Annotated in this window: 16 protein-coding genes; 9 read left to right on the forward strand and 7 right to left on the reverse strand. The window is 72.5% G+C overall.

Annotated elements, in window-relative coordinates:
- Nucleotides 1-123: 123 nt before the first annotated feature.
- The 8 genes from ACFPCY_RS33505 to ACFPCY_RS33540 are packed head-to-tail and all read left to right on the forward strand — an operon-like array spanning nucleotide 124 to nucleotide 10609.
- Nucleotides 124-468, forward strand: a complete 345-nt coding sequence (locus tag ACFPCY_RS33505; protein ID WP_378261973.1) for a pilin — start codon at nucleotides 124-126, stop codon at nucleotides 466-468.
- Nucleotides 465-2459: a hypothetical protein gene (locus ACFPCY_RS33510; protein ID WP_378261975.1), complete on the forward strand. Its 1995-nt coding sequence runs from the start codon at nucleotides 465-467 to the stop codon at nucleotides 2457-2459. The genes ACFPCY_RS33505 and ACFPCY_RS33510 overlap by 4 nt, the downstream gene beginning before the upstream one ends.
- Nucleotides 2459-3448, forward strand: a complete 990-nt coding sequence (locus tag ACFPCY_RS33515) for a PrgI family protein (protein WP_378261977.1) — start codon at nucleotides 2459-2461, stop codon at nucleotides 3446-3448. The genes ACFPCY_RS33510 and ACFPCY_RS33515 overlap by 1 nt, the downstream gene beginning before the upstream one ends.
- The gene (locus tag ACFPCY_RS33520; RefSeq protein ID WP_378261979.1) at nucleotides 3445-5322 is read left to right on the forward strand and encodes a VirB4 family type IV secretion system protein; all 1878 of its coding nucleotides are present in this window, start codon (nucleotides 3445-3447) and stop codon (nucleotides 5320-5322) included. The genes ACFPCY_RS33515 and ACFPCY_RS33520 overlap by 4 nt, the downstream gene beginning before the upstream one ends.
- The gene (locus tag ACFPCY_RS33525; protein ID WP_378261981.1) at nucleotides 5319-8000 is read left to right on the forward strand and encodes a type IV secretory system conjugative DNA transfer family protein; all 2682 of its coding nucleotides are present in this window, start codon (nucleotides 5319-5321) and stop codon (nucleotides 7998-8000) included. Before ACFPCY_RS33520 ends, ACFPCY_RS33525 begins: the two co-directional genes overlap by 4 nt.
- A complete protein-coding gene (locus ACFPCY_RS33530; RefSeq protein ID WP_378261983.1) occupies nucleotides 7993-8985 on the forward strand; it encodes a replication-relaxation family protein in 993 nt (330 codons plus the stop codon). The genes ACFPCY_RS33525 and ACFPCY_RS33530 overlap by 8 nt, the downstream gene beginning before the upstream one ends.
- Nucleotides 8985-9965 carry a C40 family peptidase gene (locus ACFPCY_RS33535; protein WP_378261985.1) on the forward strand — a complete coding sequence of 327 codons (981 nt, stop codon included), beginning with the start codon at nucleotides 8985-8987 and terminating at the stop codon, nucleotides 9963-9965. The genes ACFPCY_RS33530 and ACFPCY_RS33535 overlap by 1 nt, the downstream gene beginning before the upstream one ends.
- Nucleotides 9962-10609, forward strand: a complete 648-nt coding sequence (locus ACFPCY_RS33540; RefSeq protein ID WP_378261987.1) for a DUF2637 domain-containing protein — start codon at nucleotides 9962-9964, stop codon at nucleotides 10607-10609. The genes ACFPCY_RS33535 and ACFPCY_RS33540 overlap by 4 nt, the downstream gene beginning before the upstream one ends.
- Nucleotides 10610-10987: 378 nt before the next feature.
- On the opposite strand, the gene ACFPCY_RS33545 is transcribed toward ACFPCY_RS33540, so the two are convergent.
- From ACFPCY_RS33545 to ACFPCY_RS33570, 6 genes are all read right to left on the reverse strand, one after another.
- Entirely contained in the window at nucleotides 10988-11200 is a 213-nt protein-coding gene (locus ACFPCY_RS33545) for a hypothetical protein (protein WP_378261989.1), read from the reverse strand.
- Nucleotides 11201-11993: 793 nt separating this feature from the next.
- A complete protein-coding gene (locus ACFPCY_RS33550; RefSeq protein WP_378261991.1) occupies nucleotides 11994-12209 on the reverse strand; it encodes a hypothetical protein in 216 nt (71 codons plus the stop codon).
- On the reverse strand, nucleotides 12206-12487 hold the full coding sequence (locus ACFPCY_RS33555) for a hypothetical protein (protein ID WP_378261993.1): 282 nt from the start codon (nucleotides 12485-12487) through the stop codon (nucleotides 12206-12208). The genes ACFPCY_RS33550 and ACFPCY_RS33555 overlap by 4 nt, the downstream gene beginning before the upstream one ends.
- Nucleotides 12484-12729, reverse strand: a complete 246-nt coding sequence (locus ACFPCY_RS33560) for a hypothetical protein (protein WP_378261995.1) — start codon at nucleotides 12727-12729, stop codon at nucleotides 12484-12486. The genes ACFPCY_RS33555 and ACFPCY_RS33560 overlap by 4 nt, the downstream gene beginning before the upstream one ends.
- A 223-nt stretch (nucleotides 12730-12952) precedes the next feature.
- Complete coding sequence (locus ACFPCY_RS33565; protein WP_378261997.1) at nucleotides 12953-14173, reverse strand: helix-turn-helix domain-containing protein; 1221 nt, start codon at nucleotides 14171-14173, stop codon at nucleotides 12953-12955.
- A 23-nt stretch (nucleotides 14174-14196) separates the two neighbouring features.
- Nucleotides 14197-14724: a flavoprotein gene (locus ACFPCY_RS33570; RefSeq protein WP_378261999.1), complete on the reverse strand. Its 528-nt coding sequence runs from the start codon at nucleotides 14722-14724 to the stop codon at nucleotides 14197-14199.
- A 682-nt stretch (nucleotides 14725-15406) separates the two neighbouring features.
- Here ACFPCY_RS33570 and ACFPCY_RS33575 point away from each other — a divergent pair.
- Nucleotides 15407-15922 (forward strand): hypothetical protein, encoded by a 516-nt coding sequence (locus tag ACFPCY_RS33575; RefSeq protein WP_378262001.1) that lies wholly within the window; start codon nucleotides 15407-15409, stop codon nucleotides 15920-15922.
- Between the two features lie 889 nt (nucleotides 15923-16811).
- On the opposite strand, the gene ACFPCY_RS33580 is transcribed toward ACFPCY_RS33575, so the two are convergent.
- The gene (locus tag ACFPCY_RS33580) at nucleotides 16812-17966 is read right to left on the reverse strand and encodes a hypothetical protein (RefSeq protein WP_378262003.1); all 1155 of its coding nucleotides are present in this window, start codon (nucleotides 17964-17966) and stop codon (nucleotides 16812-16814) included.
- Between the last annotated feature and the right edge of the window lie 1201 nt (nucleotides 17967-19167).

The following is a 19167-nucleotide window of genomic DNA, read 5'->3' on the forward strand; positions in this document are numbered from 1 at the left end:
GGGGGCGCCCCCACGCAGCTCACCCCGCCCGCCAGCTTCGGCCGTCCCGCCGCCTCACCCCGCCGTCCCCGACGTCCCCGCCGGACCGTCTCGGCGTCTTCGGCGTGCCGTTCGCGGCAGGCGGTGCCGAGCCTGACGCGCCGTCTGGCCGCCTCGGCGCTGTGGACCGCCGGGTGCGTGGGGGCGGCGTTGATGGTGCCGGGGGTGGCCGAGGCCGCCACCGGTCTGGCCGAGGCCGGCTCGCTGGGGCAGGTCATCAGCAACCTGCGGTCCGTGATCGTCGGGCTGCTGGTGGGGTTGGCGACCTTGTTCGCCACCATCGGCGGCGTCCGCTACATCCTGGCCGCCGGGGAGCCGGGCGAGGTGGAGGCCGCCAAACGCAGCCTCCGCTATGCCGCCGTCGGCTACGCGATCGCCGTTCTGGCCCCGGTCCTGGTGCAGCTCCTGCAGCAGGTGGTGGGCGCATGACCGGCCCCACCGGTGCCCTGGCCCGTGGGGTGCGGAGGAGCGCCCGGAACCGGCTGCTGCCGATGCTGGCCGCCGTGCTCGCCCTGCTCGCTGTGCTGGCCGGTCCCGCCGCCGCCAGCACCTTCCTCCCCGCAGCACCCCCCACCAGCCTGGCGGGCAGGCCGGCGAGCGGACCGGGGCATGCCCCGGCTCCGCCGGTCTCGCCGAGCGGATCGCCGGTGCCGCTGCCCTCGCACGCGCCGTGGATTCAGGCTCCGGGTGGGCAGCCGGGCGCGCCGGTCATCCCCGGGCAGCCGATTCCGGCTCCCGGGACGGTGCCGGGCCCGGGGACCTGTCAGGGCAAGGTGAAGACCGCGCCGTGGGGGTCGCCGAAACCGTTCTTGTGTGAGGTCGCGCCGGGCAAGTGGGTGCCGGTCACCCAGACCGAGATCGACCACCCCGACGACTCGGCTCCCAGCAAGCGCGGCATCGACCATTCCGCCGAGGACCACTGCGACATGTGGGATGTGCCGTGTCAGGTGCGGGGGGCGGTGACCGCCTGGTTCGGCGGCCTGGTGTCCTCGGCGATCGGCCCGACCTTCACCTTCCTGGGCGCCACGGTGTTCGCCACCCCGAGCCTGAACTCCCCTTCGATGGACCGCGCGCGGCAGCTCTGGTCCACCTCGCAGTGGATCGCCAACACCTGTTTCGTGTTGCTGATCACCGCGGCCGGGGTGCTGCTGATCACCGGCACGTCCCTGCCGCGCGAGTTCAGCGTCCGCGAGGTGTTGCCGCGCCTGGTGTGGGCGTTCCTGGCGGTGAACCTGTCGCTGACGGTGATCGGGTACGGCATCGACTTCGCCAACGGCCTGGCCAACGCGTTCCTGCAGGCCGGGGGTCAGCACATCGAGATCCACCAGGCCGCCGAGGTCATGGCCCGCACCCTGGAGTCGGCGGCCAAGTCCACCTCCAGCTTCATCACCATCATCGCGCTGATCGCGGTGATCCTCGCCGGCTGCGTGGCGTTCTCCTACGTCATCCGCCTGGCCGTCACGATCGCCCTGATCGCGGCGGCTCCGGTCGCGCTGATGTTCCACGCCCTGCCCCTCACCCAGGGCCTGGCCGTGCTGTGGTGGCGCGGGATCACCGGGATGCTCGCGATCCAGGTCTGCCAGTCGCTGGTGTTCGTCACCGCCCTGGAGATCCTGCTGTCGCTCGACCCCGACCGGCCGCGCAACGACACTTTCTTCACCCTCCCCACCAATCGGCAGGACTTCATGGACCTGCTGCTGATCATCGCGCTGATGTGGGTGCTGATGCGCATCCCGTTCTGGGTCGCACGCACCATCTGGAACCAGGCCCAGCCCCGCGCCCTCAACAACATGCTCAAGACGTTCGTGCTGTACCGGGCCCTGGGGTCGTTCACCTCGCCCCGCGGCAGCCGAGGCCGCCGCACGTCCGACCGTCCGGCTCCCACCTCCGGGTCCACCGCGCCGAAGCCGACCGCCAAGCCCACACAGCCCGCCGCCAAGGGGTGGAGGGCGCAGCCCCAGCAGGTACCGGTTCCGGCCCCGCCCGGCCCGTCCGCTCCGCCGCCGTTGAAGTGGCCCACAGTCCAGACGCCTCCGCCCACTCCCGCGGGCACCACAGGCGGCACCGGCGCGGGGAACGGGAGACCCACGGGCTCGGCGCCGCCGCCCCCGCGCCCGTATCGGCCGTTCGCGTTGCCCGCCCAGCGCGGCCTTCCGGCCCACGTCCCTGCTGCTTTCGGTCCGGCGTCCGCCGCGCTGCCCGCTCGCCCGTACCGGCCCCTTCCTCCGCCGCAGGCGCGCGCCCATACCTGGCCGGTGCCGCCGCGCCCGTTCCCGGTCTGGGTCGAACACCCGCGCACCACCGGCCCCCGCACCACCAGCCCGACCAGTCCCCGCCCGCAGCAGCCCCGTCCGCACAACCCCGGCCCGCGCGATCCTGGCCCGCGCGATCCTGGCCCGCGCGATTCGGGGAGGTCGTGATGACGCGTCGACTGATGGACGCCGAGCCGTTGACCGCGCAGATCCCCGCCGACGTCGACCAGCCCGACAAGATCATTTACGGACTCAATGCCCGGCAGGTGGTGATCCTGGCGGCCACGGGCCTGGTGACCGCGCTGGGGTACTCGCTGCTGCACGCCCTGGTCCCCTTCCCGGTCACGGTGGCTGCGTTGTTCCCGATGCTGGTCTTCGGGGTCGTGGTGACGCTGGCACGCCGGGACGGGATGAGCCTGGACCGGTTCGCGCTGGCCGCACTGCTGCACGCCCGCGCCGCCAAGCAGCTCGTGCGTACCGAGGGGCCGGTGTCGGCGCCTCCGGCGTGGTGCCGGATGCGCGGCCAGCTCCCGGCCCCGTTGCGGTTGCCGGTGCGGGCGGTCCGCCAGGACGGCGTCCTGGAGTTCACCGGCGGCGGGGTCGCGGCGGTGGTGCAGGCCGGGACGGTCTCGTTCGGGCTGCGCACCACCAGTGAGCAGGCCGCGCTGGTCGCCGCGTTCGGACGCTGGCTCAACTCGCTGGAAACGCCCGTGCAGATCCTGTTGCACACCCGGCCGGTGGACCTGTCGGGCCTGGCCGACCACATCACCCGCGCCGCGCCCGCGCTGCCGGACCCGGCGCTGGAGCAGGCGGCCACAGATCACGCCGCCTATCTGCAGCAGGTGAACGCCTCGGTCACGCTGCTGGCCCGCCAGGTGCTGATCGTCATCCGCGACGCCCCCGGCACCGCCCCGACGGGCCTTGGCGGTGCGTGGGGCGGCAGGCGGCGCGGCCTTCGGCGGGCGGGGGCGGCGGTGGTGCTGCGCCGTGCTGAGGAAGCCGTCCGCGCCCTGGGGGTGCTGGGCATCGGCGCGCGGGTGCTGGACGCCGACGCCTGCGCCCAGATGCTCGCCGAGGCCCTGTCGCCCGGCCGGCCCCCGCTCACCGGCACCGCCCACCCCGACGAGGTCATCACCGGTCTGGAGGAATCTCGATGAGGTCCCCGCTCACCATCCGGCGCGCCGCAAGGTCGCGCCCGGCCCGGCACCGCGCCGACCACGGCGACGGCCTCGCAGCGCAGCCCGTCAGCGGGACCGGCTTGGGGCCGTCGGCGCTGCGGGTGTCAGCCCGGGTCGTGGAGCTGCCCGGCGGGGTGTGTTCCTCGTTCGCCATCGCCGGATACCCCCGTCAGGTCCAGGCGGGCTGGCTGGAGCCGCTGCTGACCTACCCCGGCCGTGTCGAGGTGGCCCTGCACATCGAACCGGTCCCGCCGCTGATCGCCGCGCAACGGCTGCGCCGCCAGCTCGCCCGGCTGGAATCATCCTCCCGGGCAGGCGCCGCCGCCGGACGGCTGACCGACTTCGGAGTCGAGGCCGCCGCCGACGACGCCGCCGCCCTGGCCGCCAGCCTGGCCCGCGGACACGAGCGGCTGTTTCGCGTCGGGCTGTATGTGAGCGTCCACGCCGCCGACCGGGAGGAGTTGGCCGAGCACGTGCAGCGGGTCCGGGCGCTGTGCGCCTCGCTGCTGCTGGACGCCCAGCCCACCACCTTCCGCGCCCTGCAGGGCTGGACCACCACCCTGCCCCTGGGCACCGACAGCATCGGTATCCGGCGCGCGTTCGACACCAGCGCGCTCGCCGCCGCCTTCCCGTTCTCCTCCCCCGACCTGCAGCCGACCCTGGGCGCCACCCCGGTGCTGTACGGGTTGAACGCCCACTCCTGCGGCGTGGTGGCCTGGGACCGGTTCGCCCTGGACAACCACAACTCGGTCACCATCGCCCGCTCCGGGGCCGGGAAGTCCTACTTCACCAAACTGGAGCTCCTGCGGTTGCTGTACGGCGGGGTGCAGATCGCGGTGATCGACCCTGAGCAGGAGTACCGGCGCCTGGCCGAAGCGGTCGGCGGTACCCACCTGGCGCTCGGCGCGCCGGGCGTGCGGCTCAACCCGTTCGACCTGCCCGACACCGGCCAGCCCGACACCCTCACCCGGCGCGCGCTGTTCGTCCAGACGCTGGTCGAGACCATGCTCGGGCAGCCGCTGGCTCCGGCCGCGCGGGCGGTGCTGGACCGTGCGGTGCTGGCGACCTACGCCGCCGCCGGGATCACCGCCGCGCCTCGTACCTGGCGGCGTCCCGCTCCGCTGCTGGCCGACCTGATCGCGCAGCTGTCGCTGGTCGCCGACGCCGGCAACTCCCACGCCGCCGACCTGGCCACCCATCTGGCGCCGTTCGCGTCCGGGTCCTACTCCGGCTTGTTCTGCGGGCCGACCACCACCCCGCCCGACGGGCACCTGATCGTGTTCGCGCTGCGGGATTTGCCCGACGAGGTCCGGCCCGTCGCGATGCTGCTCGCCTTGGATGCGATCTGGAGAGGCGTCACCGACCCCGCCGACCGGCGTCGCCGTCTGGTCGTGGTGGACGAGGCGTGGCTGCTCATGCAGACCGACGCGGGCGCCCGGTTCCTGTACCGGCTGGCCAAGTCGGCCCGCAAACACTGGGCCGGGCTGGCGGTGGTCACCCAGGACGCCGCCGATCTGCTCGGCTCGGACCTGGGCCGCGCGGTGATCGCCAACTCGGCCACCCAGATCCTGCTGCGCCAAGCCCCGCAGGTCATCGACCAGGTCGCCGATGCGTTCAACCTCACCGACGGCGAACGCGCGTTCCTGCTGGCCGCCGAGCAAGGCCAGGGACTTGTCAGCGGCGCCGGCGACGGTTCAGGCCGGGCCGCGTTCTCGGCGATCGCCAGCCCCGCCGAGCACGCCCTGGCCACCACCGACCCCGCCGAACTCGCCGGCCTGGACCGCACCAGCCCGGACCGCACCGACCTGGACCGCACCGGCCCGGACGCCGCCGACGTCCCGGAGGTGCCGTGAACGCGCTCGCTGCTGCGGCCGTGCCGTCGCCGCCCGGCGCGCCCCCGCATCTCCCGCCGCACCTGCCGTCGCCTCGGCCGTCGGCGCCGCTGCTCGAGTGGATCCAGGGCCATCTGGACTCGCTCGCGCATCTGCCCGGCCTGCTGCTGCACGCCGTCGCCGTCCTCGGTCCGGTCCTGGCGGTGGCGGTGTTCTGCCTGGCGGCGGTGAGAACCGGCGGGCGGGCGGTGGTGTGGTGGTGGCGGTGCCGCCGCCACGCGCGCGGCGCCTGCGTGATCGAGGTCGCCGTCCCGCCCCACATCGCGCCCGAGGCCGCCGTCTCCTGGTGGCGCCATATCGCCGGACTGCACACCTCGGCCGGCAAGCGCGCGGTGTTCGGGCAGCCGCATCTGGGGTTTGAGTACCGGGCCGACTGCGGCGGCGTGCATGTCCAGATCTGGGTACCCGGCACGATTCCGCCCGGCACTGTGGAGAAGATCACCCGCGCCGCCTGGCCCGGCGCCACCCTGACCACCCGCCCCGCCGCACCGCTCCTGCCGCCCGCCGCGATCGCGCGCGGCGGGCGCATGGTGGTGGGGAACCGGGACCACTTCCCGCTGGCCACCGAGCACGACAACGGTGCCGACCCGGTGCGCGGGCTGCTGGAGGCGATGGCCGGGCTCGGCCCCGGCCAGCACCTGGCCGTGCAGATCCTGGCCCGGCCCGTCACCGGACGGCGCTTGCAGCGCGCCTACCGCGCCGCCGCCCACCTGCGCGGCGCGCGGTCCCACGCCCCGCAGGCCGCCCTGTTCGACCTGGCCACCCCCGCAGGCATCCGGCGCGAGCCGCTGCGGTCCTGGGAGCTGACCCAGATGCATCCCGAACGCGCCGCCCAGGTGCGGGCCGTGCTGGCCAAGGCCGCCCAACCGCGGTTCGCCGTCCAGATCACCTACGCCGCCACCCGCACCCTCACCGTCACCCGCCCCAGGGCGGGCGCCGAGGCCGACGCGCCTGGCCCGGCGCGGCCCGCCGCGGCCCGGCGGAGGCGGCGGGGCTGGTTGCGGACCCACACCCATCAGCTCGCCGCCTCGTTCGCCCAGTACACCTCCCCGTTCCAGCATCTGCGCCGCCGCCGCCTGTTCCAGCCCACCCACCACCTGGCCGCCCGCATCCTGGAGCACGGCTTCCTGCTGGGCGCCGACGAGTTGGCCGCGCTTGCGCACCTGCCCTACGCCGCCGACGCACCTGGGATCATCCGCGCCGGAGCCCGTCCCGTCGCCCCCTCCCCCCGCGTCCCCGGCCGCCTCCTCGCCCCCTCGGGTCCCTCCCTGCGGATCCTGGGAGACGCCGACGGCGGCCCGGCCCGGCCCGTCGGGCTGACGGTGGCCGGGGCCCGGCAGCACACCCACGTGGTAGGGCAGACCGGCGTCGGCAAGTCCACCTTCCTGGCCGGGCAGATCCTCGCCGACGTCCGCGCGGGGCGCGGCGCGCTGGTCATCGACCCCAAAGGCGACCTGATCATCGACGTGCTCGACCGGCTGCCCGAGCGCGCCATCGGCACAACGGTGGTGTTCGACCCCGCCCAGGACGGCCCGCCGCCGTGCCTGAACGTGCTGGCCGGTGCCGATCCGGCGTTCGCCGCCGAGGCGATCGTCACCACCTTCCGCCGCTGCTTCGCCTCCTCCTGGGGCCCCCGCATGGACGATCTGATGCGCGCCGCCTGCCTGACGCTGACCGAGGCGAACAAGGCCAAGGCGACCCTGGCCGACCTGCCCCGCCTGCTGGAAGACGACGCCATGCGCGTCGCGATCACCGGACGGCTCGGGCCCGGGCTGCTGGACCAGTTCTGGAAGGGCTACGGCGAACTGTCCCCCGGCGCCCGCGCCCAACTGATCAGCCCTGTGATGAACAAACTCCGCGCGGTGCTGTTGCGCCCGTTCGTCCGCGACGCCCTGTCGGGCACCCGCTCCACCGTGGATTTGGCCGCGACCCTCGACCACGGCGGACTGATCCTGGTCCGCGCCGCCAAAGGACTGCTCGGCGAGGACGCCGCCCGCCTGCTCGGCTCCCTGGTCCTGGCGCACACCTGGCAGGCCATGACCCCCCGCGCCGCCCTCGCCGAAGACCAGCGCCGCGACGTCACCGCCTACATCGACGAGGCCCACAACTTCCTCAACCTGCCCGGCTCGGTCTCCGACATCCTCGCCGAGGCCCGCGCCTACCGCTTCGGCCTGGTGATCGCCCACCAGCACCTGTCGCAGTTCCCCCGCGACCTGCGCGAGGCCGTCTCGGCCGACGCCCGCAACAAGATCTACTTCGCCGTGTCGCCCGAAGACGCCCACGCCCTCACCCTGCACACCGCGCCGCTGCTCACCGAGCACGACCTCACCCACCTGGGCGCCTTCCAAGCCGCCGCACGCATCATGGACGGCCCCGCCCCGGTCCCGGCGTTCACCTTCCGCTCCCGGCCCCTACCCGAGATCATCCCCGGCCGCGCCGAGCAGGTCCGCGCCGCCTCCCGCGCCGCCTTCAGCCCCACCCCGCCCACCGCCGCCTGCGCGGCCGACTGCCCCGACGACTGCACCGCCCACCCCCCGGCGACCACCGCGCCCCACCCGGGCAGCCCGCCGCCGGACGTGCGCCGAGGCTCCCAAGGACACCTCACCCACGACGGCCAAAAGGACCCCGACCATGCGTGAATCCCGCACCAACGACCCCTCGCCCAGGCGGCCCCGCCGTCGCCGGTCCGCGGCGGCCTCGGCCCTGCTGGAACGGCTCAACGACCGCGACCTGGCCATCCTGGAGACCGTCTGGGAACACCGCGTCCTGACCACCGACCAGCTCACCGCCCTGTACTTCACCGGCGTCAAACGAGCCCGCCGAAGACTGGCCGAGCTGCACCGCCTCCACGCCCTGCTGCGGCAACGCCCCACCCCCGCAGCCGGAACCGTCCCCTACCGGTGGGCGCTGGGCCCCACCGGAGCCGCCGCGCTGGCTGCCCACCGAGGCGTCACCCTCAAAGAACTCGGCTACCGCCAGTCCACCACCGTCTCCTACCTGCTGTCGCAGAAGGTCACCCACCAGATCGGCGTGAACCAGTTCTTCATCCAGCTGCACCAGCACGCCCACCAGCCCCACACCCGCACCGTCTTGGAACAGTGGTGGCCCGAACACCGCTGCCATCGCGCCTGGGGCCTGCACGCCCGCCCCGACGCCTTCGGCCGCTGGAGCCAGCACACCCCCGGGCGGCCCCCGCTGGCGGTGGAGTTCTTCCTCGAACACGACACCGGCACCGAAACCCTGGCCAAGGTCGTCGCCAAACTCGCCGGATACACCGAACTCGCCGACGCCACCGGCATGCACACCCCCGTGCTGTTCTGGCTGCCGGGCCCCGTCCGGGAGGCGAACCTGCGGCGACTGCTCGGCACCCCACCGATCCCGGTCGCCACCGCCGCCTACACCCCGCCCACCATCGCAGGCGGCCCCTTCCACACGGCGCTGGGCGGCGCCGCCCACCACGGTCCGGCCGGGCCGGTCTGGCTCCCCGCCGGGGCCACCGGGCCCCGGTACCGGCTGGCGGCCCTCGCCGACGCCTGGACCGCCCCCGACCAGCCCCGCACCCCGCCCCCACCGACCGGCACCCCACACGCCACCGGCACCGGCACCGGCCAGGGGTCAGGCTGATGCCGGTCCTGGTCGCCGCCGGACTCGGCGGCCTGGTCCTGGTCGCCCTCCTCGGCAGCCTCCTCGGCGTCTGCACCACCCTCGGCGGCCGGGCCACGTCGGCCTGCCACAGCACCCCCGGCCACGCCGCAGCCAGCATCCCTCCCGCCTACCTGACCCTCTACGTCAAGGCCGCAGCCGCCTACGGCGTGCCGTGGAACGTACTGGCCGCCGTCGGCGACGCCGAGTCCAACCACGGCCAAGGCACCGGCCCGGGCATCCACTCGGGAACCAACGCGATGGGCGCGGCCGGGCCGATGCAGTTCCTACTGCCCACCTGGGCCAGCTTCGGCGTGGACGGCGACCAAGACGGCCACCGCGACGTCTACAACCCCGCCGACGCGATCTACGGCGCCGCCAACTACCTGCACCACAACGGCGCACCCACCCACCTGCGGCAAGCGCTGTTCGCCTACAACCACGACCCCAAATACGTGCACGGTGTGCTGGCCCAAGCCGCCGCCTACGCCCGCGACGCCCCCACCGCCTGCACCACATTGGCGCAGGCGGTGTCCGGACGGGCGGGCGTCGCGGTCCGTGCGGCGCTGGCGATGCTCGGCACCCCCTACTCCTGGGGCGGCGGCACCGCCACCGGCCCCAGCCTCGGCAGCGGACAGGGCGCGACCACGGTCGGATTCGACTGCTCCAGCCTGGTCCAGTACGCCTGGCACCAGGCCGGGACCGACATCCCCCGCACCACCGGCCAGCAGTGGGCCACCTTGGCGCACATCCCGCCCGGCCAGACCGCACCGGGAGATCTGGTGTTCTTCACCGGAGCCGACGGCTCCGCCGCTACCCCGGGACACGTCGGGCTGGTCATCGGCCCCGACCAGATGATCGAAGCCCCCCACACCGGCGCCACCGTCCGCCTCTCCCCCATCCACACCCGCACCGACCTGATCGGCTACGCCCGCCCCGGACTCCCCGGAGTAACCCCGTGACCGACCGGCTCATCCGCGCCACCACCACCCTCGCCGTCGCGCTCGTCGCAGTGGTCGCGGCCGTGATCTCCTACCGGCACGCCTACCACCTGGTCCGCGCCCACGGCGAAACCGGACCCACCGCCCGCCTGGTCCCGCTCACCGTGGACGGACTGATCTGGGCCGCCTCCATGGTCATCCTCGACGCCCGCCGCCGACACCGCCCCGTCCCCGCCCTGGCCGTCTGGAGCCTCGGCGCCGGGATCACCGCCACCATCGCCGCCAATCTGGCCCATGGCCTCAAGGACGGCCCCATCGGCGCGCTCATCGGAGCCTGGCCCGCCCTCGCCCTCGTCGGCTCCTACGAACTCCTCATGGAGCTACTACGCGCCCCGGCCATACCCGCCCCCTCGCCCCCCGCCGGCCCAGAGGTTTCGACTGCCGCGGCCCGCGCCGAGGTGCTGTCCGCCTCGCCCGGCCTGGAGCCAGACCGGACGACGGTGGAACACCGCAGGACGGCAGACGTCGAGGCGGCGGTACTGGCCGACTACCGCGCCAGCCTCAACGGGCCGGGGCGACCAGCGTCTCAGCGTTACCTCGCACAAAAGCACCGCCTCGACCGCCGCCGCGTCAAACAGATCATCGACTCGGCGCACCAGCCATGAACCACTAATGAACCGGCCCGTCCTGCGCGCACCGTTGTGGAGCACGCTCACCGGCAACCCGCCGGCAGAGATGCACCTACCGCACCGCGGACCGGCCCCCTCCACTCGCGTCAGGGCCGCACGATGAGTCATGAGCGTGACCGTCCGCGCCTACCAGCCCCCGGCCGGGCTCGCCGCCCAAGACCTCGCGGCCGACCCCGCACCCAAGCCCCGGCCCACGCCCCGCTCGCCCGCGCCATCCGCACCCAGACCGGCCGCGCCACCTGACGCACTCCCGCAAGCGCCGCGCTCTGCGTGCGCGGCCCGCCAGGCCCCGACGCCGCCCGCCTCTCCGCCGCGTGGGAGCCTGGCCCCTCAGCCGGTCACCTCTGCGACCGCCTAGAAGTCGAACCAGAGGATGTGGCGGCACCCGGCGCAGATCATGCACGTGGCGTCCTTGTTCGCCCACGCCAGCCCCACCAACTCCGCGCCCGAGGTGTTGAGCTTCTTGAACGCCCGATGGAACGTCTCGCCCTGGCACACCGGACACCTCAGCTGCTGCTCGTTCGGCAGCGTGTATCGCTTGGGGTCACGTCCCTTGAAGATCTTCACGGCGGCGAGGATAAGTCCCCATCAGGGCAGCTCCGTCCCGCTCTGCCACCTACCAGGCCCTCACGCGCCGCGTCTCTCCGCCGCGTCGGGCACGGCCCTTGGTCCCTGCCAACTCGGGTCCTTCGGCCCTCACCACCCCAGGCCGCGCAGTATGCAATGGACGAGGAAGAGGCCCTGGGGTGGCGGTGGGGGCCGCCGGACCGCAGTCCCCCCACGGTCGTCTGGCGACGAGACGCCTGGGGCCTTCTTCCACCATCGCCACTCAGCGGGGCCGTCGAGGTGGGGGCCTCCCCGTGCCGTCCGGTCGTGCGCCCGTCGGCTAGGGCCACGTCGTTCCGCGACGGTTTAGCCTGAAAAGTTGGGCACGCCTCGCAGTCACAGAGGGCTCGGTCGCGCGCCCGGCCCAATCGGCGGAAGTTCATCTCCCGTCAAGCGAGAACCCACCGCACACCCCGAACACACCGCACCCCCAGCCGCACCGGCCGAAGGGCGCTCTGGTGTGTGGGGCCGACGCCGGTCAGGGAAGGCGCACCGGGCCCTGCGAGGGCCGCGCCCGGCCCGGCCACCGCCCGGGGAAAAGCGGTGACCGGTTGGGATACGGCCCCCCTTGGACGGGGGTCTGCACTCCCCGCCCGGCTGAACGCGGCGACGTGGCGACGCTGCAACGCGCGCCAGGCCGCCGCCGCCCGTGTCAGGGTGGGCCGGGCCGGGCGCGCCCGGCCCGGACGCCTACCGGCCCTTCAGCGTCCGCAGCCAGGACGGCACCGGCCGGGGGCATGGGCCGGGGGCTCGGCTACGGGCGCACCGCCCGCACCGTGATCTCCTCTGGCCCCGCGCCCGGCTTCCACACCCGCACCTCGGTCCCGTTGGCCCGCACGATCCGCCACCACCCGCCATCCTCGGCGTAGAACGAGGCCAACGGCTGACCGGCGAGGTCGGACACCAGGAAGATCCCGTCCGGCTCGCGCCACACCATGACCGCCGCCGCCACACTGCATGATCCGCTCACCGCTTCACCTCACGCGGGACCAACCCCGCTTCGATCAACCGGTCCCGCAGCTCCAACCCGCTGGCCGCCCATACGAAAAAGCTCTTGCCGCGCACCGCGAACCACCGCCCGGCCGCCGCATCAGCGGTGAACGCCACCCCCGGAAACTCCGCCCGCAACACCACCAAGAACCCCGCCGCGTCCGGCCGGGCCTCCGAGCCGGGGGCGGGCTCCGATCCCAGCCGGGGACGCGGTACGGGCCGGGCCTCACGCCCCACCGGCCCCGGCGAGGCGGTCACGACGCCACCCCGCTCACGCCCGCATCCTCCGGCGGGCTCCACGGCGACATGATCCGCTTGAGCGCGCCCTTGATCTGCACCAGCGCGTCGGTGGGGTTGTCGGCCTCGCACAACCACACCGTCCCGCCCCAGCAGAACCACCACCGGCCCCCGTCATCGGCGCGCTGCCACGTCTGCACCTCCAACGCCCGCGCCCCCGGCTCCGCCGACACCTTGAACCGCGTCCCCGACAACTCAGACACCGTCAGCTTGTGACCCCGCGCCATCCCCGCCAACGCGGCCGTGAACGCCGCGCCACGCGGATCGCTCACCCGCTCGGTTTCGGCCTCACGGGGCCTGTCCAACGAACCCATCCCGGACCTCCTGCCGGTAATGACGTGCTGTGCGTTACCCGGCACGCTAGGTAGGAGGCGGAGGGCGAACCCGCACACAGGTACGGGTAAAGAACCCGCACTTTTGTGCGGGTCAGACGACTCCGGCGCGGTGGGCGAGCCCGCGCAGTTGGGGCGTGCTGGCGCGGTGTTCGCGCTTGATCAAAGCGGTCAGGAGGGCGTGCGTTCGTGGGTCGTAGCGCACCAACTCGGGTGAGATGTGTTCGGCGTCCAGCAGCATGTTGACCGCAGCGGCGTCCTTGCGCTGCTGTCCGTATGCTCGGGCAAGGTCAAGCCGGACCTGTGCCCGTCGCCCCCGAAGTCCGGGCGCGAGCCGCGAGACATCGAGGGATTCCCCGATGTCGATAGCGTGGCGGGGGTCACCGAAAGTCACTGCTGCCGACAGTTCGTGGATGCGCACGTTGGTCGGTCCGAAGGCCGTCCAGAAGTGGTTGTGGTCGCCGCCGAGCGCGGCGGCAGCCCGTCGCGCCTGCCTGAGATTCGCATCCACCTCAGCTCGGTCGAATTGGCGGGCGGCGGCCGTGACGCCGACCAGGTGCAGCCCGCCCAGCAATGACAGGCGTTGCGGGTCGGGCCTGTCGAAGACAGGGCCGAGGGCGGCGGCGGTGTTGAGCGCGATCGACTTGGCCTTCTCCGGCTCGCGCATCCGGACGAACACATATCCGAGACGAAAGGCGCTGGCGGCGGCGAGCAACGGGTTGTCCGCGTCCTGAGCCGCAGCAAGTGAGCGGTCGGCGGCTGTCCAGGCCAGTTCGGTCTCGCCCACCCGATTAAGCGTCATCGCGACAGAGTGGTAGATCAGCGCCCGAAGTGTGTGGGCGGTGCGGCGTCGTCGGGCTGGAGTGGCTTGGACTGCGCGTTCGGCAGCGGTGATCAGGCGGGGTAGACGCTGGCCGGCAGTGTCATAGTGAGCGGCCTGGTACAGCCGGTTGACCGCGCGCAGTTCGTTGCTCAGCCATGCAAGGTCGGGGGGTTGGCTCCTGACGCTGGTTGGGGTGACGAAGGCGGGGAGGGCTTCGTAGCTGGTCATGGCGTCCCGGATCAAGGCCGCCGCCTCGTACCGCTGCACTTCGCCCCCTTTCTCCTCCACAGTGAGATCTGCCAGCGGCACGCCAAGGATCTCGGCGAGCTGGGTCAACACCGAGTGGGTGTCGATGCTGCGTGCGCCCCGCTCCACCTGGCCCAGCCAGCTTTCGGACCGGCCGATCAGCCCGGCAAGGACAACCTGGGACAAGCCGCGTCGTCGCCGCGCGCGGGCGATCTGCTGACCGATCTGCTTGCGAGTGTCCTTCACCTGAGACCACCCCAGCCGTAGCCCTACACGCCCTCGACCAGTTCATGCAGCTCGTGCAAGACCCGTTCCCACGTTGGCATCCGGGCGTGTGCGGGCGCAGCCGGATCGAACAGCACCTGCACTCCCATCTCGCGCAGAGCTTCCACGTTCGCCGCGAACGCACGATGCCGCGCCAGCGCGTCCTTGAGCAACGGGACGGCCACGATCGGCACCCCGAACCCCATCAGCTCGCACAGCAGGCCGACGGCAAAGGTGTCCGCGATGCCAGTGGCCCACTTGTTGATCGTGTTGAAGGTGGCGGGCGCGACGACCACCGCATCAGCGGCTGGCAACTCATTCGGCTCGCCCGGCATCCGGTAGTCCGAGCGGAGCCGTTCGCCCGTCAGTTCTTCCAGCGCCTCGACGTTGACGAAACGCCGCCCCAGCGGCGTCGTGATCACACACACACGCCAGTTCGTGTCAAGCGCAAGCTCGACCAGCCGTGAGAGGCCCGCCGCTGCTGGCGCAGCACACGCCACGACGTACAGGACCCGCTTGTTACCGCTGTGCACGCTGGGAAGCCTAACCGCCAAGCCCCTGGGCAGCGGATGGTTGAGGCAGCGAACCACGCACCTCGGTGTGGCCTTGCGCCGCCCGCGCGTACGCTTGGGGACCGCCCTGCTGGGTGACCGTATAGGGACTCGGTGTCGACAAGCGGCTCAAGCTCGCCACATGACCCATAGGGGTACTCGGGCTTGCATCTTGCAGCAGGCGTTCCACACCGCCGGCGTCTTCCCGCACATCGACTACACCGACGCCAGGAGCCCGGAGTGCTGCGGATTAACTCCCTGCCCGACGCCCCTGCGCGCGGCGACCTGCATCCCTACCAGGTCACCTACCCCACCTTCACCGCATGAACGCTAGCCCACTCACGGGCGCGGGGCGGGACGGCCGAACGGTCACCCGCCCCGTTCTCCTTCACCGCCCGACGCGCACGAGCAGCCGCCACCCAGCCCCGCCCGCCTCCGATGAGAGCGCTCGACCACCACAAAGCCCGACACAGGACACCACGCAGTTGGGCCCAGTCGCCGGCGGGTTGAGACGGGGCTTGCCCTTGCACATGGAGCCGGGGGTTCATGCCGGTTCGATCCCATCCGGGACCGGAACCACCGGCGCGTGCCTGCCGTCCGGCGGTCCCCCTCACGGGGAACGCCCCGCGCAGGCACCGTGCCGTGACCGAAAGGACCTTCGCCCATGGGCCGCGCTCCGCGCTCCGACAATGCGCCCGGCAAGACCATCCCCGACCAGTCCGTACCCGTCGCCCCCAAGCGGGTGATCGAGGAGGTCGCTCAGATGGTCGACCCGCTCACCCTGTCCTCTTTGATCTTCCCCCATGACGCGGGCGTGGTCCTGGACACCCGTCACGGGCTGGTCGGTGTCCTGCCCTACCGGCCGGGTCTGTCGCCCAACCGGCGCGGTTGGGAAGGCTGCATCAGCTGGGCCGCGCTCATTCTCTATCCGCACACTCCGGCGCCGGTGACCTACCCCGTCACCGAGGACCGCCTGGTCCGCGACGCCGCCGAGGCCAGGGCCTACCTGTTTCCCGCCCGGTTGTTCACCACCCGGGCCTGGCGCAGGGGCGGCACCTTCCAGCACATCGCCGACTACGGCCCCGACCGCCCCGGGGTCTACTGGATCGACCTCGAAGACGCCCCCGCACGCGGCGACCTCGACCCGTACCAGGTCACGATTTCCGGCATGACCGACTGATCATAGGGAGAATGACTCGCAGAGTATCGGCCGGACAGCCCACCGCCGTCCGGCCGATACTTCTTGGTCCGGTCGAATCACTCCCTCGAAACGCTCGCGCCTGGCATCCTGCCGCCACTTCGCGCCTCGGTTTCGTACCGCCCCGCGGCCCTTCCTCCAGATCAGTCCGCACCGTGCCGCTGACCTCGACGGCGAGTCGATGAACCCCGCCGGAAGGTGAGCGACGGCTTGCTGACGAGAAGGTCTACGGGCCTCACCGCCAGGGATACGACAAGGTCCACGCGCTCGGCGTCAGCGCCCGCACGGTAGGGCCCTGAGGTGCCCATATGCGCCCGGTGCCGACCGTCCGCCCAACCCCGCATCGGCCCGCGCCCGCCCCGCCCACGGCCCGCACAGCGGTTCGCCGCGCATCGGTCGGGCCCGGGCGTTTGCCATGGCGGCACGGCGACACCGGACCGCCCTCACACGACACCGGGACGATGACGGCACATCCCGCGCCGCCCGATGCCGCACGGTTTCCCCGTGCCCGGTGCGGCACGACGAGGCCGGGGCGGGTAACACCAACGGCCACGACCGCCCAGGGCGGGGCCGGGTGAGCGTCGGAGTGATCACAGCCCACGCCCCGCCGCGCACCCCGACACACCTGAGCGGCCCCGCCGCGCGCCGTGGGGGCGCGACGGGGCCGGTCAGGGCCCGGGGGTGTGGGTTCGGGGTGCGGGCTAGCGGACGTTGCGGACGGCGTGTCCGGGCGGACTGTCGTCACGGTGCCGTCCCCGGATCACGCCCCCGCCGCCGGACGTGGGGCGGCCGGGCAGGGGTGCTGGGGAGCAGGGAGCGCCGCCGTCCGTGGGCGCGAACACGGACGGCGGCGCGGGCGATGCTGGGGCCGTCAGGCGGCAGGGGTGCCACCAGTCACCGAGACGGCCGGGGCGGCAGTGGTGGTGTCCGGGGTGGGGGTTGCGGCGCGGTAGCGCATCGGCTTCTCGCACGTCAGGATGGCCTCGCCCTGGTTGGCCATGGTGGTCAGGGCATTGGCGACCGCGCCGGACGACCGGTCCAGCACCCGCGCGATCTCGCCGGGGGTGAAGTCGGCGTCGGGGTGGGCGTTCAGGTGCGCGGCCACCGCCGGACGCAACGGGGTCGGGGCCTTGCGGTCCCCGGTGGCGACCGGCCCCCCGGTCGGCACGGTCCCGGCCCCGCCGGTGGCGCGGGTGCGGCGGGTGCGGACGTGTCCGGTCGCGAGCCCCAACGCGTGCGCGGCCTCATACACCGGCGTGAGCGCGGTGTTGATCGCATCGGCGTCCGCCCCGTCGCCGGACACGGCCGCATAGGCGGCGGTGACCGTGGCCAACAGATCCGCCAGCCCCTCCCGCGCGGCTTCGGCCGCCCGCGCCCGCGCCAGCTCCGCCTCGATCTTCGCGCGCCGGGCGTCCTCCTGGCGCTGACGCTCCTCCAGCGCGGCCTTGGCCGCCGCGCGCCGGTCGGCCTCCTCACCCATGATCCGCATCGCATCCGCGATCGCCTCCGGCGTCAACGCCGCAACCGGGGCCGGGGCCTCCGGCGTCGCCGGGTCGCCGTCGTCCGTCCCCGCCGCGTCATCGGTCCCCGCCACGCTGCCGGTCGCGGTGTCGGACGGCGCGGTGTCGGACGGCGCGGTGTCGGACGGCGCGGTGTCGGACGCGGTGTCGGACGCGGTGTCGGACGCGGTGTCGGACGCGGTGTCGGACGCGGTGTCGGACGCGGTGTCGGACGCGGTGCCTTCGGGCGCGGCGGGGACGGGACGCCACACGTCACCCTCGCGGGTCACGTGATCGTTCGCGAACATGACCTTGATCGCGGCCCGGGCGTTCTTCTGGGTGACCCCGGCCGCCGTCGCAAGCTCGGCCACCGTGCCGCCGCCGGTGGCCGTCAGCACATCCCACACGCGCCGCGCGGTCTCGTCCCAACCGGCCGGGTAGTCCCGGGCGTCGGGCGCGCTCACGCGGGCGTCCGGGGTCGCGTCGGGGACGGTGTTCGCGGGGGCGGTGGTGGTGTTCGCAACCATCGGATGGCTCCTTTTCGCGTTTCCCGGTGGCGGGCTATCGTGCCGCCGTTTCCGGGTTCCGTGCTTTTTTGTTCTACATTCATCATCCCTCGATAGCCGCCATTCCACACCCCGAACGCACGACGAATTGCGTCACCGAAACGGCTGGAGAGGCTTCCCTAACAAAACACGGGCGGGGAAAAATCTATCCGCATTGGCGCGCCGAAAGCTTGACTGCCACGCATGCGGGCCGCATGCGCGTTTTACGGGCATGCGGAGCCCCGCGAACCTTTCCCGTGGACAGGCGACCTCCTCCGCATCGACCACCTTGAGATCGAGCGAGGATCTCGCCGCGAACTGTCTCCGAACAGGCGCACACCACCTCGCCAGCACTCCCTCACAGGTCCATTCTGGTCATGCCTTATAAGCAGCGAGAAGGGAGGGAAAAGGAAGGGCACTGGGAGGAAAGTTAAGGAATGGCGTTGCTTCTTGGTTCGCGCCCGCCTACTACCGAGGCGTCTCTGTAGACGAGTCGGGACGCCCTACGGCCCCCCAAAGACTGTGTGACCTGCACCTTTTATACGGCGGCGGGGTACCCGCTTAAGCGACACCCCCAGACGCCCCCCACGCGCCCCGCAGACGCCTCCCAATGCCTCGATACCCTTTGCCCTGTTCCGTCCCTAAAGACCCGCTTCGCCGATCCGCGTTCAAAGAATGGCCGACCACCCACAAAGAGCAAGGCGGAGGCCCCACCACGCAAATCGAATTCCAAGTGGCTGGACGGCCCAGAAGATGAGCGATCCGCCTTATAGCAGAGAGAGCGCTTCCCACTTGCAGAGAAAACTGTTGAGAAATGCCGAATTGCAAGCCAAACTACCGCCCGTATCCCGGGACAGACGTCAGCGACTAACGACCTCAAGCGGAAACAATCCACTGTCTAATTCTTGCAGTCTGACCCGCTGCACACTGGGGTCGAGACCGCTTGCAAGAATAGAAGCTGCCGAGCCACCGTTTGCCATTGGTCGGCATCGCCGCGCGACCCAGTGTCCTGTAGAGGGTGCAAGCCCACAGCAAGGACCAGCGCGGCGCGTTCCGAGAACAGGCCGCGAACTTAAACTAGCAGGCTCTTTCAACCCCGTCGTTGGGCCGGTGCGGGCCCTGCGAACGATGGCAGCCGCCGGGGGCGAGCCAGTGCGTTTGTGGGCGCAGACGGCCAGTGCGG

The sequence above is a fragment of the Actinomadura gamaensis genome (assembly GCF_042652125.1).
Classification (GTDB): Bacteria; Actinomycetota; Actinomycetes; order Streptosporangiales; family Streptosporangiaceae; genus Spirillospora; species Spirillospora gamaensis.